The following is a 16,683-nucleotide window of genomic DNA, read 5'->3' as shown; positions in this document are numbered from 1 at the left end:
ATGGCAGATTTCCATTTCTGGCATCCGACTCCTTTCACTCTTTTAACATTAACCTTGTGAAGGATAAGGGTTTACACCGGTTTCTTCACTTAAAAACTTAAGTATTATGGAAGTAAAGACAGTTGGTATTGCATGCGATCACGCAGGTTTTCCATTGAAGCAATTCGTTTTGGAATATTTGGAAAAGAAGGGTTATCCTGTAAAGGATTATGGTACATACAGCGATGCGAGTGTAGACTATCCTGACTTCGGTCATGCTCTTGCTAAAGGCATTGAGAGCGGTGAAGTATATCCAGGTATCGGCATTTGCGGCAGCGGCGAAGGTATCGCCATGACATTGAATAAGCATCAGGGTGTACGTGCCGGATTGGCATGGTGCAAGGAGATTGCTCATTTGGTTCGTCAGCACAACGATGCCAACGTATTGGTACTTCCAGGTCGTTTCGTAGACAACAAGACCGCCGAGGCTATTCTCGACGAGTTCTTTGCCACAACATTCGAGGGTGGCCGTCACGAGCGTCGCGTCAAGAAGATTCCTGTTCAGCAGTAAAGTTCTGAATGGATTAAAAAGAATTAAGGCTGAGTCATCGCATGATGGCTCAGCCTATTTTTATGGAAGACGGACATACCAAGAAGATTTTTACGACACATGAACAACTTCAATAAATGCACACAAGCGTAAGATACAATCGCAGAATACGGAAGAAGTTGTCGGAAAAGACAGATGAAGTTGTCGGAAAAGATAGTATAGGTTATCGGAGAAGTTAACTCCGTAGGCCGCACAACAGCTGTTGTGCGCTTGCATAACAGCTGATATGCGCTCGCACAACACCTGTTGTGCATGCGTAGACCAGCTGATGGGCGCCTACAGCAAACCAACATTACTCGCTGATGTTTTTATCAATCATTTTGCCACAAAAAACACAGTCCTATTTGTTATCTTACCGGAACAACCCTACCTCAAAGAAATAAAAAAAGGGATGCCACACCAGGTGACATCCCCCTATGAGAATCAAATACTTATTTGAAGTTCAATCTTTACTTGCTCTCTTCCTCAGCCTTCTTGGTCTCAGGTGCATTAGGACCATAGTAACCATAGTAAGCCTGGTAACGGGTGTAACCCCAGTTAGCCTGAGCCTTCTCTGGATCGAGCTGCTTAGCCTTATCGAGAACCTTAATAGCCTCCTGGTAAACAACCTTGCGGCCGTTAGGATCCTGCAAGTTACCAGCCTTGCTGTTGTAGCATGCACCCAGATAAGTAAGAACAACTACGTTATCCTCCTTTGCAGCAAGAGCCTGCTTCAAACACTTGATAGCGTTGTCAGCATCGTTCTTCTGGATATACATCATACCCTTGTTGGCAAGAGCTACGAAGTTGTTAGGGTTCTTTGCAATAGCTGCGTCCAAAAGTTCAGTCTGCTCCTTCTCCATCTTCAATGAAGAGTACATAGAGTTCAAACCATCGAGAACAACCTCATTGGTCTCGTCCTGAGCAAAGATACCCTTGAGTTTGTTAACGTAGGCGAGAGAATCCTCGTGAGTCTTCAAGCCGTCCTTCATTACATAGAGCTTGAGGTTGAGGGCATCCTTAGCCTCCTTCTCACTCTTCATGGCGATGTCGCAATACTTCTCGCAACGGGCAGCATCCTTAGCCTGGTATGCATAACGGGCTGCAAAGAGAGCTACCTGACCGATATAGTCCTTCTCGCTATCCTTCTGCTTCTGGTCTACAGAAGCGAAGAGAGGCTCATTGTCTGTATCGAGGAATGCACCCCAATACTTCAATACCTCATCAGCCTTATTATTCTGAGCTGCAGTCTGACCCGCATTAACGAGCTGAACACGAGCACCCCATACACGGCTAGCGTTGTTGTTAAACTTAGGAGCAACCTTACCCTTAGCGTTAGGAAGCTGGTCGTACTTGTAGCACTCAATAGCATTGATCAATGCATTGTATGCGCCCTCAGACATAGCAGCCTCGTCAACCGGGTCGTTCTTCTTCATGATCTGATTGGTCTGCTGGATGCTCTGCTGGTCGTTGAACTGCTTCATAGCGAGATCAACGAGCTTGTTGTAAGCCTTGGCCTTCTCTGCATCGTTAGCCATCTGACCCAAATTCTGCTTAACCAAAGCCTCAGCCTCGGCATAAGACTTAGCCTTCATGACAGCCTTGAGAGCGTCACTGTCGCCTGCGAATGCTGATGTGGCACCTAGTACCATCATTGCAGCTACTAAAAACTTTTTCATTTTTCTTAATGAGTTTAAAAGTTGTTGTTATTTATTTTTTACGCGTCTTTTCTTTTATTCGAAATCTACGTTGCCCGAATCGGTATCCTCAGCTTCAGATGCTTCGTCAGCGAGATGAGCCTCAGCCTCAGCAGCCTCTTCAGCAGTCTTGGCACCTACGGTATCATTCTCTATCTCCTCGCTCTTCTTAGCCCAGGCAGAACGGCTCTCCTCTTCTACAGAAGCCTCGAGCTCAGAACTCATCACCTTGCATACGCTGGCAATGACATCATTCTTCTTGGCAAGATTGATGAGGCGCACACCCTGGGTAGCACGGCCCATGACACGGCAATCAGCTACAGCAAGACGAATCACGATACCACTCTGGTTGATAATCATGAGGTCGTTATCATCGGTTACGTTCTTGATAGCTACCAGTCGACCGGTCTTATCGGTAATATTCAGGGTCTTCACACCCTTACCGCCACGCTTGGTAACGCGGTAATCGAGTACATCAGAACGCTTACCATAACCCTGCTCGCTCACTACCATCACGGTTTCCTTCTCAGGATCGTTGACAACAATCATACCTACTACAGCATCATCACCCTCATCGAGGCGCATACCACGAACACCGGTAGATGTACGGCCCATTGTACGAATCTCGTTCTCGTCGAAACGGACAGCACGACCATTGCGGTTGGCAATAATCAGCTCGTTATGACCATTTGTCAGACGAACATCTACCACCTCATCGCCCTCTACGATGTTGATAGCAATCACACCGTTGGCACGTGGACGGGAATATGCCTCCAGACAGGTCTTCTTCACCGTACCATTCTTGGTAGCGAAGACTACGTAATGGTTGTTGATGAACTCTGCATCATTCAATCCCTTCAAGCGGAGGAATGCATTCACCTGGTCATCGCTCTCGATGTTGAGGAGATTCTGGATGGCACGGCCCTTGGAGTTGCGGTCGCCCTCAGGAATCTCGTAACACTTCAACCAGTAGCAGCGGCCCTTCTTGGTGAAGAACAGCATGGTCTGGTGCATGGTAGCAGGATAGATATACTCGGTGAAGTCCTTATCACGGGTACGGGCTCCCTTAGAACCTACTCCACCACGAGCCTGCTCACGGAACTCTGACAATGGAGTGCGCTTGATATATCCGAGATGACTCACGGTGATAACCACTGGGTCGTTTGGATAGAAGTCTTCTGGATTGAACTCATGGTCATCTGGCTTAATCATGGTACGACGTGCGTCACCATACTTCTCCTTCACCTCGTTGAGTTCATCCTTCATTACCTTCTTGCAGAGCTCAGGATCGTTCAGAATCTGGTTCAAGTAGTCGATGGTCTTCATCAACTCGTTGAATTCATTATGCAACTGCTCCAGACGCAGGCCTGTCAACTGGCTGAGGCGCATATCCACGATGGCCTTACTCTGAAGTTCATCGAGTTCGAAGCGCTTCTCCAAGTTGCGCTGAGCATCAGAAGGAGTCTTGCTGGCTCTGATAATATGTACCACCTCGTCGATGTTGTCGCAGGCAATGATCAAGCCCTCGAGAATATGAGCACGCTCCTGAGCCTTCTTCAGTTCGAACTGGGTGCGGCGGATCGTAACATCATGACGATGCTCTACGAAATACTTCACACACTCCTTCAAGCTCAAAAGGCGTGGACGGCCATTAACAAGAGCGATGCAATTCACTGAGAATGAACTCTGAAGAGCTGTCAGCTTAAAGAGTTTGTTCAAAAGAACATTAGCATTGGCATCACGCTTCACATCAACAACGATACGCATACCCTGACGCCCAGACTCATCGTTTACGTTAGCGATGCCATCTACTCTGCCTTCCTTGGCAAGGTCAGCAATAGCCATCACGAGCTGCTCCTTGTTAACACCATAAGGAATCTCGGTGATAACAATCTTGTCATGGTTTTCACCACTTTCAATCTCGGCAGTGGCACGAACCACGATTCTGCCTCGACCCGTTTCGTATGCATCCTTCACACCCTGTATACCATAGATGGTAGCACCGGTTGGGAAGTCAGGAGCAGGGATATACTGCATCAATCCATCTGTATCAATGTCAGGATTATCGATGTATGCACAGCAACCGTCAATTACCTCACCCAGGTTGTGGGTAGGCATATTGGTAGCCATACCTACGGCAATACCATTACCACCATTTACCAGAAGATTAGGAATCTTGGTAGGCATCACGGTAGGCTCCTGCAAGGTATCATCGAAGTTGTTGGTCATATCAACCGTTTCCTTGTCAAGGTCATCCATGATATGCTCACCCATCTTGGAGAGGCGGCACTCTGTATAACGCATGGCAGCAGGAGAGTCACCGTCAACAGAACCGAAGTTACCCTGTCCGTCAATCAAGGTATAACGCATGTTCCACTCCTGTCCCATACGCACCAGAGCGCCGTAAACAGAAAAGTCACCATGAGGGTGATACTTACCGAGCACCTCACCAACAACACGCGCACATTTCTTATAAGGTTTGTCACTGGTGTTTCCAATGCCGAGCATACCGTAAAGAATACGGCGGTGCACAGGCTTGAAACCATCGCGTACATCAGGGAGGGCACGAGCCACGATAACTGACATCGAATAATCGATGTAGCTCGACTTCATCTCCTCCTCAATGTTGATCTTCATGATTCTATCATGATCCATTGTCTGATTTTCGTCCATTTCTTATATTAATGTATTATTGTTTATTCGTTACTTTCAAAACGCCTGTTTTCCATCCAGAAATCGCGTTTAAGGGCATTTCCTTGCGTTCTAAGCCGTTTTACCCTTTTGAAATTCCCGACAAAGATACAAAAAAAAATGATACTAAAACGCTTTAGAGGCGAAAAATCGCATTATTTTAGCATTATTTGTATTTTAACAATGCAAAAAAGTTGGCATATCATTTGCTATTATTGAAAATAATGTGTACTTTTGCACTGAGATTTTTTAAAAATATAAGCAAATATGATAAATCCGTTCTCACATATACAGGACATACTGAACAGAAGTAGCAAAGAAGCAGCACGCACCTTGGGAAGAGAAATCAGCGTGGAGCATCTGATGCTGAGTCTGATCAGCCAGAACGACAGCGATGTCAACAAGCTCCTGAAGGGCGCAGACATCAGTCCGATGGCTTTCAGCGGAGTCCTTAACAGCAAACTGGAAAAGCGTGTGGAAGAAACTCCTGCCGATAACGTGAAGGAGAACAGCCACATCCCATTCAGCCAGATAACAGACAGCATTATCAGAGACTCTATCCGCGAGGCAAACAACTACGAGCACTCCAAGATTGTAGAGCCAAGACATCTGCTGCTTGCCATCTTGAGAAATGACAAGAACCCTGTAGCCAACTGGCTGAGTCAACTGGGCTTAAGCTACGACCGTGCCATCGAAATGCTCTATCCTACTGACAAGGATGATGAGCAGAAGACAGAAGAGTCGAAGGATTTCAAAATGGAACCACAAACACCAGATTCAGAAACCCCTGATGCTGACAGGCAGGAGGAAGCAGAGAATCTGGAGATGGCAGGTGGAATAGAAGCAGAAGATGACTACAACGAGCAGAACGACATGATGGAAACTGACGAAGAGCCATTCGACATGGAAAAGGACCAGAACCCGATGAGACTGTCTACCCGTTCAAATGGAACTCCACGCAAAAAGAGCAGCACCCCTACCATCGACAAATTCAGTTTCGACCTGACCAAGGCTGCAGCCGAAGGAAAGCTGGACCCTGTCGTTGGCAGAGAGAAGGAGATTCAGCGCGTGCTTGAGATTCTGGGTCGCAGAAAGAAGAACAATCCAGTATTAATAGGTGAACCGGGCGTAGGAAAGAGTGCCATCGTAGAAGGACTGGCACAGCTCATCAACAATCAGGAAACATCACCTATGTTCTTCAACAAGCGTCTGGTTAGTCTCGACCTCACTGCCATCGTTGCAGGAACCAAATTCCGCGGACAGTTTGAAGAGCGCATCAAGAATGTCATCAAGGAACTGGAGGACCATCCGGAGATCATCATCTTCATAGATGAGATTCACACCATGATAGGCGCCGGTTCCGGCGAAGGAAGCATGGATGCCGCCAATATTCTGAAACCAGCCCTGGCAAGAGGTATCATCCAGTGTATCGGTGCCACCACGCTCGATGAGTATCGCAAGAGCATTGAGAAGGACGGAGCCTTGGAGCGCCGTTTCCAGAAGGTTATCGTTGAACCGACTACACGCGAAGAGACCCTGCTGATACTGCACAACATCAAGGAACATTACGAGAAGCATCACTGTGTGAGATATACAGACGAGGCTCTCGAGACATGTGTCAAACTGACAGAGCGCTATATCACCGACCGCCACTTCCCAGACAAGGCTATCGACGTGATAGATGAAGTCGGCTCGCGCGTACATATTAATAATGCAAGTGTTCCAGCTCCATATATCAAGCTGGAAAAAGAACTGAAAAAGATAATCAGCAAGAAGCAGCAGGCTGTAGCAAACCAGAACTTCGAGATGGCAGCCTCATGCAGAGATGCCCAGACCAAGATCGAGAAAGAGATTGAGGACATGAAGGCGCAATGGCAGCAGGGAGAGATTGGCGAATATGTTGAGGTGACAGCCGAAGACATTGCCAACGTTATCAGCATGATGACCGGCGTACCGGCCCAACGCATGGCAGAGGGTGAAAGCAAACGTCTGAAAGAGCTGGAACACAACCTGAAGCACAAGGTGATTGCTCAGGATAATGCCATCAACAAGATGGTAAAGACCATTCTGAGGAACCATGTAGGCTTGCGCGACCCTAACCATCCTATTGGCGTATTCATGTTCCTGGGTCCTACAGGTGTAGGTAAGACCTATCTTGCCCAGAAACTTGCCGAGGAAATGTTTGGGTCGAAAGATTCACTCATAAGAATAGACATGAGCGAATTCTCCGAGAGTTTCAACGCCTCACGTCTGGTAGGTGCGCCTCCAGGATACGTAGGCTATAACGAAGGTGGACAGCTGACCGAAAAGGTACGCCGCAAACCATACAGCATCGTATTGCTCGACGAAATAGAGAAAGCCAACAGCAAGGTATTCAACCTGCTCTTACAGGTACTCGACGAAGGCAGACTTACCGATGGCAACGGCCGACTTATCGACTTCCGCAACACCATCATCATCATGACCTCTAATGCAGGAACCCGCCAGCTGAAAGATTTCGGCAGAGGCGTCGGCTTTACTTCTGCAGGTATAAAAGGCGGATTGGCGATGGATGAGAAAGACAAGGAGTATGCCCGCAGTATCGTCCAGAAGAGTCTGAGTAAGCAGTTTGCTCCAGAGTTCCTGAACCGTCTCGATGACATCATCACCTTCGACCAGCTGGATCTCAATGCCATCAAGCGCATCATCGACCTCGACCTGGAAGGACTGGTCAAGAGAATAGAAGACTTGGGATTCCATTTCCAGATTACCGAAAAGGCAAAGGAGATGGTAGCCAAGAAGGGATACGATGTACAGTTTGGTGCCCGCCCACTCCGCCGCGCCATCCAGACCTACATCGAAGATTCCGTTTGCGAGATGTTACTCGATGGCACAATGAAGCCAGGCGATACCATCTCGGTAGGCAAAAATTCGAAAAAAGAAGAATTGACATTCAAGAAACTATAATCTGAAGAGGGACTATCCACTGGCGATAGTCCCTCTTTTATTATGAACCCGGTATAGCAACCAACTAACTTTAGTTAATAAGAGTTAACCACAAGAAAAGTTTAGGCAATAATTTCTTATTTCAAAAAATATTCATTACCTTTGCATCTGCTTTCGGGCAAAAAGCCATGATGGCTCAGTTGGTAGAGCAACGCATTCGTAATGCGTGGGTCGCGGGTTCGAGTCCCGCTCGTGGCTCTTTCTTGTGAAAGGAGTTAGTATTTTCCTTCGCGAGATTAGCACATCGGTAGTGCACGGGCTTCCCAAGCCTGTGAGGCGGGTTCGACTCCCGTATCTCGCTCAGAACATCAGTAACCCAGGGTTGAACCCTGGGTTTCTTGTTTTTATTAACATCTTTTCAGCCTTCTATAGCAACAAAATCACTTTTTTCGAGTTATTACATAAATATAACTAAGATAATAGAACAATAATGAAGAAACATATCATACTTGTACTGGCGCTCGTCCTGTCTTCAGGACCACTTTTCGCACAGAGTTCTCACATGACCGATGATCAGGTCATGAGCTTTGTGGTGAAAGAACATGAGCGTGGCACAGCCAATTCGCAGATTGTTACCAAACTGATGCAGAAGGGCGTAGACATCTCCCAGATTCGACGTGTACGCAATAAGTATCAGAAGATGTCGCAGCAGAACGAGCTCTACAGCACAACCGCTGCAGGAAATGCAGGCAACAAGAGAATGCGGACCAACAATGGTAAGCAAAGAGAAGATTACCAGGACAAGGACAAAGAGAAGCAGGCTTCAACCTATAGCAATTATCGCATCCAGAGCAAGCAGAACGACAGCTACAACTCATCTTATGATGAAACCAACCCAGATTATGAAGATTTCAACAAGGAAATGAACGCCATGGTACCCGATACAGCTACCATGGTAAAACAGCTGCAGGCTGAGCTCAACCAGAAGCGCAGTAAGGTTTTCGGCCGTGATATCTTCAATAACAAAGACCTCAGTTTCGAGCCAAATATGAACATCGCTACCCCACAGAACTATCGTCTGGGGCCTGGCGATGCCGTCATCATAGATATCTATGGCGCCTCTCAGAAAACCATCGAGAGCACCGTTTCGCCAGATGGTGAAGTAACCATCGAGGGTTATGGACCGGTCAGCGTTTCAGGCTTAACCGTAGCTCAGGCTAATGCCCGCCTGCGCAATACTGTGGGCAGCAGATACCGTTCAAGCCGCATCAAACTCACTGTAGGACAGACCAAGACCATCATGGTAAACGTAATGGGCGAGGTTAAGATTCCGGGCACCTATACCCTCTCAGCCTTCGCTACCGTATTCCATGCACTCTACATGGCTGGTGGAACCAACGATCTGGGTACATTGCGAAACATCAAGGTATACAGACACAACAAACTGGTAACGGTTGTTGATATCTACGACTATATTCTGAACGGCAAGCTGACGGGTAATGTCCGCCTTGCCGACAACGATGTTATCGTAGTAGGTCCATACGATTGTCTCGTAACCATCGCCGGAAAGGTAAAGCGCCCGATGATTTACGAAATGAAGAAGAACGAGAGTGTCAATTCCCTTCTGAAGTATTCCGGCGGTTTTACAGGCGATGCTTACAAGAAATCAGTAAGACTGAACCGCAAGACCGGCAGAGAACGTGCCGTATATAATATAGAAGAGTTCGACTTCTCCAGTTTCCGTATCGATGACGGCGACTCAATCAGTGTAGACAGCATCCTGCCACGCTACGCCAACACCGTAGAGGTGAAAGGAGCCGTATTCCGTCCGGGCATGTACAATCTGGGCGAGCAGATCAACAGCGTACGCACCCTGGTAGAGCATGCCGAAGGATTGACTGAGGAGGCATTCACTAACCGTGCCGTAATGCACCGCATGAAGCCAGACCGCTCACTCGAAGTAGTAAGTGTAGACATCGCCGGCATCATGAACGGCAAGACTCCAGATATTCCATTGAAGGAAAACGATGTTCTCTTCATCCCTACCCGACAGGAAAAGATTGTAGAGCGCACCCTCACCATCCGTGGCGAAGTGCAGTATCCAGGCGTCTATCAATATGCCGACAATGAGACCCTCGAAGACTTCGTCCTTCAAGCAGGCGGCTTGACCGACAAAGCTTCAACCGTTAATGTAATGGTAAGCCGTAGAGTAATGGATGCCAAGGCTTTACGTCCAGACAGTGTTATCGCCAAGACCTACACCCTATCTCTTAAAGACGGCTTCGTTATCGACGGCACCCCAGGTTTCAAGCTGATGCCATTTGATGAAGTAATGATCCGTCAGAGTCCGGCTTATGTAGAGCAGCAGAACGTATCGATTACCGGTGAAGTGATGTTTGCCGGTCTCTATACATTAGACCGTCGCAACGCCCGCCTGAGTGAACTCTTCAAGAAGGCAGGTGGAGCTACCGACCAGGCATATCTCAAGGGAGCCCGCATCATCCGCAAAGCCAACGAACAAGAGAAGCAGCGCATGGAGGCAGTATTGAAGATGCAGCGCGAAGAGATGCAGAAGAACCTTCTGCAGCTTGCCGCCAGCAGCAACAATGCCAGTGCCATCTCGCAGACCTCTAAGGATGTAGAGCGTACCAACATAGAGAAGTTCAATGTACCTAGCGAATACCCTGTAGGTATCGACCTTCCTGAGGCATTGGCGAATCCAGGCAGTGATGCCGACATCATCTTGCGCGAGGGTGACCGTCTGGTCATTCCTCAGTACAATGGTACGGTAAAGATCAATGGTGCCGTAATGCTTGCCAATACGGTAGCCTACGAAAAGGGCAAGAAGCCAAGCTACTACATCGACCAGGCAGGTGGTTTTGCCTCAGATGCATTAAAGAGCAAGGCATACATCATCTACATGAATGGTAAGGTAGCCAAGCTCTCGCATGGTGCCAAAGTGCAACCAGGCAGCGAGATTGTCATCCCAACTAAGCTGAAGCGCAAGATGAGTACCGCCGAAATGATGAGTATGGGAAGCAGCATGAGCAGTATCGCCGCCATGATTGCTACGATTGCTAATATGAGTAAGTAAGTGAAGTATGACGGCACTGAAACTCTTACCAAATGTCCTCATTTCAAAGATTCGAAGAAAAGTTGTAATTTTACAAGAAATAACATAAAAATAAAGAAAATGGACTTAAATACATTAATAAATGCTAGATTAGAAATGATGATGATGGGCAACGACAGGCCATCAAGCTCTTGCAGTACGCATGGTGATACAAGAAAAGAAGCTATTGCACAAGCAATAGAATTTCTCCAGCGCGAATACGAGTCTAATGAACTTGATGAACCATCCGAATATGGCTATAGAGTTAATGTAGAAATCTTAAAGAAAGGCAAGCCGAGATTCTAAAATAGTTTTTTGCCAAAAACTCGGAGAATCTGGGTAATCGTTGTACTTTTGCATAGAAAAATAAAAGTAGATAGAAAAATGAGTGAAAATACAGAATATAGTTATAAAACAGCAGATCAAGCATCCGCTAATCTCGTTCATCTGGTTTCTTTACTAAAAAAGAAACTTTTAGCGATCCTAATATTTACCTTTAGTGTGATGATACTGACTGGCATATACATTTTCAGTCTGCCAAGAACGTGGAAATCAGATACAATACTCTTGCCTGAATCATCAGCAAATTCGGTATCAGGAAATCTTGGGTCAATAGCAGCAATTGCTGGAATAAAAATGAATACAGGTTCAACAGAAGATGCTATCTACCCTGAATTTTATCCAAAAGTATTAGGCTCTACTATATTCCTTACCGAATTGCTCAAACAAGAAATAACCGTATCTCGCCTTCATAAGAAGATAAGCATCTTTGAGTATTTTGAAAATTGTCAGATTAAACCATGGTGGGGCAAATTATTCTATTCAAAGAAGGAAATTATAAACCCAAATATAAATCCTACACATATATCCAGACAGCAACAGACTATTGTTGATGCTCTATTTGGCTCGTTTTTTTGCAGTGTGGATAAGAAAACAGATATGATTTCTGTAAGCGTAACAACTCTTGATGCAGATGTTTCTGCACAAATTGCAGATTTGATCCGCAAAAGATTGCAAATATACATCACACAGTATCGTACAAACAAATCTCGTAAAGACGTAGAGTACACAAGAAAGATCGTTGCAGAGTCAAAAGCTCAATATATTAAAGCACAACAAAAGTACTCAGCTTATTGCGATGCCAATGAAGACATTGGTCTCATGTCTTTTACACAGGTTAGAGACCGATTAGAGAATGAGATGCAAATGGCATACAACATGTATCAACAATCAGTACAACAGATGCAACTTGCTCAGGCAAAACTACAAGAACGAACTCCAATATTCGTTACGATACAACCTGCAGCTATACCATCTAAGCCATCTGGACCGAAACGAATGATGACAATGGCTCTAATGTCGTTTTTAGCCTTTTTCTGTAGTTTTTCGTTCTTTATGGTCAAAGATATATACAATCAAAAAATGGGACATGCAACCAATAAAAATTAAACAACAAATTTCAACAAACCGCAAGGAACTGGTTGATACCTTATATCTTATGATGTTACAAGGTATCAACCAGCTACTTCCTATTTTTGTGATGCCATATCTCATGATAAAACTCGGTGCCACAGGTTATGGTTATGTTGGATTTGCTCTGTCTGTTATACAATACCTGATTATCATTGTTGATTTTGGATTTAATCTCAGTGCAACCAAACATATAGCAATGGTAAAAGATGACTATGTTGAACGGAGTCGTGTTTTTTGGAATGTAATTGCAGCCAAATCAGTATTGTTAACTGTTTCAGCAGTTATACTTGGTACTTTGCTTGTCGCTGTACCCACTTTTCAATTCTACTCTAGAGCAATCATCGCTACATTTCCAATGCTACTAGGCTCGGTATTTACATTTATGTGGTTTTTTCAAGGAATAGGTAAAATACGTTTATTTTCTATTATAAACACAATATCTAAGGTTACCCTTCTGCCACTCATATTTATTTTCGTGAAGAGTCCTAATGACTATGTACTAGCAGCATTTCTTCAAGCTGCAGTATTTCTGTTTACTGCAATTATTTCTAATGTATATATAATATACAAACGACTTATAAATTGGGTGCCACCAATATGGACTGGGATACAAAGTGAGCTACATACTAGTTTTCCGCTATTTCTCTCATCGGCTTCAACAAGCATATATACACAACTAATCGTTGTTGTACTCGGCTTCTATTGTACAACTGATATCATTGGCAAATACTCTTCGGCAGAGCGTATCATGCGAGCAGTGTGCTTTCTTGTTTACACCCCACTCAACCAGGTATTCTTTCCAAAGATCAGTTCTGTATCTGCAAAGAATTGCAGTGAGGCACGCCGCTTATTTGGACAAGTACGCATACTTGTATTAATGGTCATGGCAATTGTTGGAGTAGCAATCTGGACTAGTAGTATTTGGCTACCATCAGTACTTGGTGAAGACTACTCCGGTCTTGATATCTATTTGAAAATTTTCGCACTTACTCCATTTGCTATTGGAGTTGGAGGTGTTTATGGGCAAATGGGGCTAATAGCTCTAGGGAACGAGCACACTAGCCATCGTTTTCGTGATGTATATTTCATAGCAGCGATTGCATCAATTTGCATGATGTTAATTTTCATACCTTCCCTTCAAGCCGTTGGCGCTAGTATTGTTGTAACAACAACAGAAGTTGCCGTGGCTATCTTAATGATATATAACTATAAAAAGTTTTTTAAATTATGTTAATAGCAGTATTAATTTTAGCGATTTTGATGACATGTATTGGATGGTATACATCCAAAGATATGTTTTCTCCATATGTAGCTGCACCTGGGGTTTGGGCAATTGCGATACTTATATACTATTTTTTGCCAAATACCTTCTACCCTATAAAAGGGAATTTTCCATTTGTATTATCAATTTGGTTAATAGGTTTCTTTATTTCATCAATAATTGGCGACTTTTTTACGACTAATGCATCCATGATTTCTTGTTTAAGGAAGCCTAATATGACAGTACTTAACATATATACAATCATCGTTTGTATTTGTGTTCCTATTTATTGTGGCATCATTGTACATCAAGCATTTACAGAAGAACCAGAAAATTTATTTAGATATATGAGAGTAATGAACACTGGACAGAGTGAAGATATAGAAATGCCCAAGCTCGGAATATTGACATATACAATAACATTGGCATACGTAATGATATTTTTCGGTCTTCTTTACTTCAAAAGTAAAACAATAAAAGTTGTCATTATCCTTCTCAATATTTTGATTGCAATGGTCACTATGGCAAAAATAGCTGTTCTTAGCATATTATTTTCTTCCCTCTATTTATGCTTTGTCAAAAAATATATAAAGTTGCGACATATGGCATATGGAATGATTGTATTCATAGGTTTTAGTTTTCTTATTCAGAATTTGCGTCACGATTTAGACGATACAGAAACGACTAATTTCCTAGCCCTATATTTATCAAGCAGTATGGTGGCATTTGACTATTATGCACTCCCATGTTCTTCTATTTTTTTTGGAGAATATACGTTTAGAATATTCTATGCGATAGGACATGTGATAGGACTTACCAGTGCACCTTCGGACACCATCCTAGAATTTGTTAGTATTCCAGACACGACTAACACATATACGTGTTTATATCCATTTTATACAGATTTTGGTATTATAGGAGTCTTGATTGGCTCAATTATATATGGACTGTTTTATGGATATTTATATAAAAAATGTAAAACTGGTGGTAAGTATGAACTCATTTTATATGCAATATTCTTGACATACATATTATTAGGTTTTTTTGCCGAATTAATTTTTACAAACATGTCAATTACATTACAATACATGTTTTTTGCTTTATTGCCATTTTTACTTGGTTCAAAAAATATCAATACAATAACTTACAAAATTAAAAACAAATGAATAAAATAGACATATTGATGGCTACATACAATGGAGCATCATATATTATACCACAGATTCAGTCCCTGCAAAATCAAACTTTTGCAAACTGGAAATTATATATTCATGACGATGGTTCAACAGATGAGACTATGAAAATTATACAAAGCATAGCTACAACTGACAGCCGTATCTGTATCATAATGGATGGGATAAGATTTCATGAAAGTGGGCTCAATTTCATGCACCTTCTAAAATTTTCAAAAGCTCCATTCTGTATTTTCTGCGACCAAGATGACATCTGGCTAGAGAACAAACTAGAACTGATGCTTAGATTCATTGAAGCAAAAGATAATACAATACCACAGGCTGTATATTCTAATTCTTATGTATATATACCGGAAACATCAGATATTAGCGGCTATGCTACTCTTTGCTTTCCCCAAAAACTAAAAGATGTATTGTTCCTAAACTGTGGCATACAGGGTTGTGCTCTAATGTTTAACGCAGCTCTGCGAGACATTTGTAAAAATGCACCAGACATAGTAGCAATGCATGATCATGTATTGACAGTTTGTGCTGCTGCCCTAGGAGAATTATCTTATCTCAACAAGAGGCTGATGCTATATCGCAGACACCAATCTACAGTCACTGGACCTACTGCTAAGAAACTGTCAGACAGATACAATTCATTCTTTGATAGGGACAAAACAGTTATGTCTCACAAACACTATCAGGCATTAAAAAGTTTGTATCAAAAGTATGAAACGTATATTTCTGATGACAACAAGAAAATATTTTCCGACTATTTCCGTTTTGAAAAAGAATGCCGTATACGAAGATTCTTTCATGTACTTGCAAAAGGCTATAAATTATATGGACGAACTTCTATATTGGCAATAAAAGTTTTATTAAGAAAATTTGTATGAAAATATCAATATTTACACCAACATATAATCGCGCCTATACCTTAGGTGCGCTGTATGAAAGCCTGCGAAAGCAGACTTGTCAAGATTTTGAATGGATTATTGTTGATGATGGCTCTACGGACAATACAGAGGAACTATGCCATAGATTTAATTCTGATTTGTTTCCCATTCACTATTTTAAAACTCAAAATCATGGCAAACATGTTGCTATAAACTTTGGGGCACAAAAAGCTTTGGGTGAATGGTTCTTCATTGTTGACAGCGATGACCAATTACCAGAACACAGTATAGAAAATATCATAAAAGAATCAAAAAAAATTAGTGACAACAAAGATATTGCTGTACTCTGTGGCATGAGATTTTATAAAAATGGAGAACGAGTTGGAGGCAATTTAAATTTCAAAGAAATCGATTGTTCTGCTCTTGATTTTAGATATAAATATCATATTAAAGGCGATGCAGCAGAAGCTATACGTACAACCGTTATTAAGAAATATCCATTTCCTGAATTTGATGATGAGCGATTTTGCCCAGAAGCATTACTGTTTAATCGTATAGCTAGAAAATACAAGACACATTATTTTAATAAAAATGTATACTTGTGTGAATACTTGACTGATGGCCTCTCCGCAAAAATCACCAAGATTAGAATGAATAGTTGGAAAGGAACTTGCTTGTGTTATTCTGAACTTGCAAATAGTTCTGTACCCTTTAAGATCAAGTTGCGTTCATGGCTCAACTTTTGGCGTTTTCATGCCTGTCATAAGTCAGAAGAAGTATATGACAATTTGTTCAAAATACCTCGATGGTCAAAAATCATCAAACCTTTCGGATATATTATTCATATAATGGACTTAAAAATCATCAAATAATTAGAAAACG

11 protein-coding genes and 2 tRNA genes are annotated in these 16,683 nt (G+C 43.1%); 11 read left to right on the top strand and 2 right to left on the bottom strand.

Features of this window, described 5'->3' with window-relative positions:
* Positions 1-106 precede the first annotated feature (106 nt).
* A complete protein-coding gene (gene rpiB, locus DWV53_RS02835) occupies positions 107-550 on the top strand; it encodes a ribose 5-phosphate isomerase B (protein WP_006846783.1) in 444 nt (147 codons plus the stop codon).
* A gap of 488 nt (positions 551-1,038) precedes the next feature.
* On the opposite strand, the gene DWV53_RS02825 is transcribed toward rpiB, so the two are convergent.
* Entirely contained in the window at positions 1,039-2,247 is a 1,209-nt protein-coding gene (locus DWV53_RS02825; RefSeq protein WP_118151533.1) for a hypothetical protein, read from the bottom strand.
* A gap of 54 nt (positions 2,248-2,301) precedes the next feature.
* Positions 2,302-4,938: a DNA gyrase subunit A gene (gyrA, locus tag DWV53_RS02820; protein ID WP_118151531.1), complete on the bottom strand. Its 2,637-nt coding sequence runs from the start codon at positions 4,936-4,938 to the stop codon at positions 2,302-2,304.
* A gap of 285 nt (positions 4,939-5,223) precedes the next feature.
* On the opposite strand from gyrA, the gene DWV53_RS02815 reads away from it, so the two are divergent.
* The 10 genes from DWV53_RS02815 to DWV53_RS02770 all read left to right on the top strand — a co-directional run bounded on the left by DWV53_RS02815 (position 5,224) and on the right by DWV53_RS02770 (position 16,673).
* The gene (locus DWV53_RS02815) at positions 5,224-7,902 is read left to right on the top strand and encodes an ATP-dependent Clp protease ATP-binding subunit (protein ID WP_118151529.1); all 2,679 of its coding nucleotides are present in this window, start codon (positions 5,224-5,226) and stop codon (positions 7,900-7,902) included.
* A 164-nt stretch (positions 7,903-8,066) separates the two neighbouring features.
* Positions 8,067-8,139: transfer RNA gene (locus DWV53_RS02810), tRNA-Thr, on the top strand.
* 32 nt (positions 8,140-8,171) lie between these two features.
* Positions 8,172-8,242: transfer RNA gene (locus DWV53_RS02805), tRNA-Gly, on the top strand.
* Positions 8,243-8,371: 129 nt separating this feature from the next.
* Positions 8,372-10,975, top strand: a complete 2,604-nt coding sequence (locus DWV53_RS02800) for an SLBB domain-containing protein (protein ID WP_118151527.1) — start codon at positions 8,372-8,374, stop codon at positions 10,973-10,975.
* Between the two features lie 99 nt (positions 10,976-11,074).
* Positions 11,075-11,299 carry a DUF2188 domain-containing protein gene (locus tag DWV53_RS02795; RefSeq protein WP_147468726.1) on the top strand — a complete coding sequence of 75 codons (225 nt, stop codon included), beginning with the start codon at positions 11,075-11,077 and terminating at the stop codon, positions 11,297-11,299.
* A gap of 78 nt (positions 11,300-11,377) precedes the next feature.
* A complete protein-coding gene (locus DWV53_RS02790) occupies positions 11,378-12,442 on the top strand; it encodes a Wzz/FepE/Etk N-terminal domain-containing protein (RefSeq protein ID WP_147468725.1) in 1,065 nt (354 codons plus the stop codon).
* Positions 12,423-13,700, top strand: a complete 1,278-nt coding sequence (locus DWV53_RS02785) for an oligosaccharide flippase family protein (protein WP_118151521.1) — start codon at positions 12,423-12,425, stop codon at positions 13,698-13,700. Before DWV53_RS02790 ends, DWV53_RS02785 begins: the two co-directional genes overlap by 20 nt.
* On the top strand, positions 13,694-14,893 hold the full coding sequence (locus DWV53_RS02780) for an O-antigen polymerase (protein ID WP_118151519.1): 1,200 nt from the start codon (positions 13,694-13,696) through the stop codon (positions 14,891-14,893). Before DWV53_RS02785 ends, DWV53_RS02780 begins: the two co-directional genes overlap by 7 nt.
* A complete protein-coding gene (locus DWV53_RS02775; protein WP_118151517.1) occupies positions 14,890-15,801 on the top strand; it encodes a glycosyltransferase in 912 nt (303 codons plus the stop codon). Before DWV53_RS02780 ends, DWV53_RS02775 begins: the two co-directional genes overlap by 4 nt.
* Positions 15,798-16,673, top strand: a complete 876-nt coding sequence (locus DWV53_RS02770) for a glycosyltransferase family 2 protein (protein WP_118151515.1) — start codon at positions 15,798-15,800, stop codon at positions 16,671-16,673. Before DWV53_RS02775 ends, DWV53_RS02770 begins: the two co-directional genes overlap by 4 nt.
* Positions 16,674-16,683: the final 10 nt, after the last annotated feature.

It is taken from the genome of Segatella copri (genome assembly GCF_003465495.1).
Taxonomy (GTDB): domain Bacteria; phylum Bacteroidota; class Bacteroidia; order Bacteroidales; family Bacteroidaceae; genus Prevotella; species Prevotella copri_G.
The sequence above is the reverse complement of the archived record's forward strand: the minus strand, read 5'-3'. Positions and strand labels throughout refer to the sequence as shown.

Excerpts from the sequence above, each read along its gene's own strand:
- rpiB (WP_006846783.1), top strand. The coding sequence starts at position 107 with ATGGAAGTAAAGACAGTTGGTATTGCATGCGATCACGCAGGTTTTCCA.
- DWV53_RS02825 (WP_118151533.1), bottom strand. The coding sequence starts at position 2,247 with ATGAAAAAGTTTTTAGTAGCTGCAATGATGGTACTAGGTGCCACATCA.
- gyrA (WP_118151531.1), bottom strand. The coding sequence starts at position 4,938 with ATGGACGAAAATCAGACAATGGATCATGATAGAATCATGAAGATCAAC.
- DWV53_RS02815 (WP_118151529.1), top strand. The coding sequence starts at position 5,224 with ATGATAAATCCGTTCTCACATATACAGGACATACTGAACAGAAGTAGC.
- DWV53_RS02800 (WP_118151527.1), top strand. The coding sequence starts at position 8,372 with ATGAAGAAACATATCATACTTGTACTGGCGCTCGTCCTGTCTTCAGGA.
- DWV53_RS02795 (WP_147468726.1), top strand. The coding sequence starts at position 11,075 with ATGGACTTAAATACATTAATAAATGCTAGATTAGAAATGATGATGATG.
- DWV53_RS02790 (WP_147468725.1), top strand. The coding sequence starts at position 11,378 with ATGAGTGAAAATACAGAATATAGTTATAAAACAGCAGATCAAGCATCC.
- DWV53_RS02785 (WP_118151521.1), top strand. The coding sequence starts at position 12,423 with ATGCAACCAATAAAAATTAAACAACAAATTTCAACAAACCGCAAGGAA.
- DWV53_RS02780 (WP_118151519.1), top strand. The coding sequence starts at position 13,694 with ATGTTAATAGCAGTATTAATTTTAGCGATTTTGATGACATGTATTGGA.
- DWV53_RS02775 (WP_118151517.1), top strand. The coding sequence starts at position 14,890 with ATGAATAAAATAGACATATTGATGGCTACATACAATGGAGCATCATAT.
- DWV53_RS02770 (WP_118151515.1), top strand. The coding sequence starts at position 15,798 with ATGAAAATATCAATATTTACACCAACATATAATCGCGCCTATACCTTA.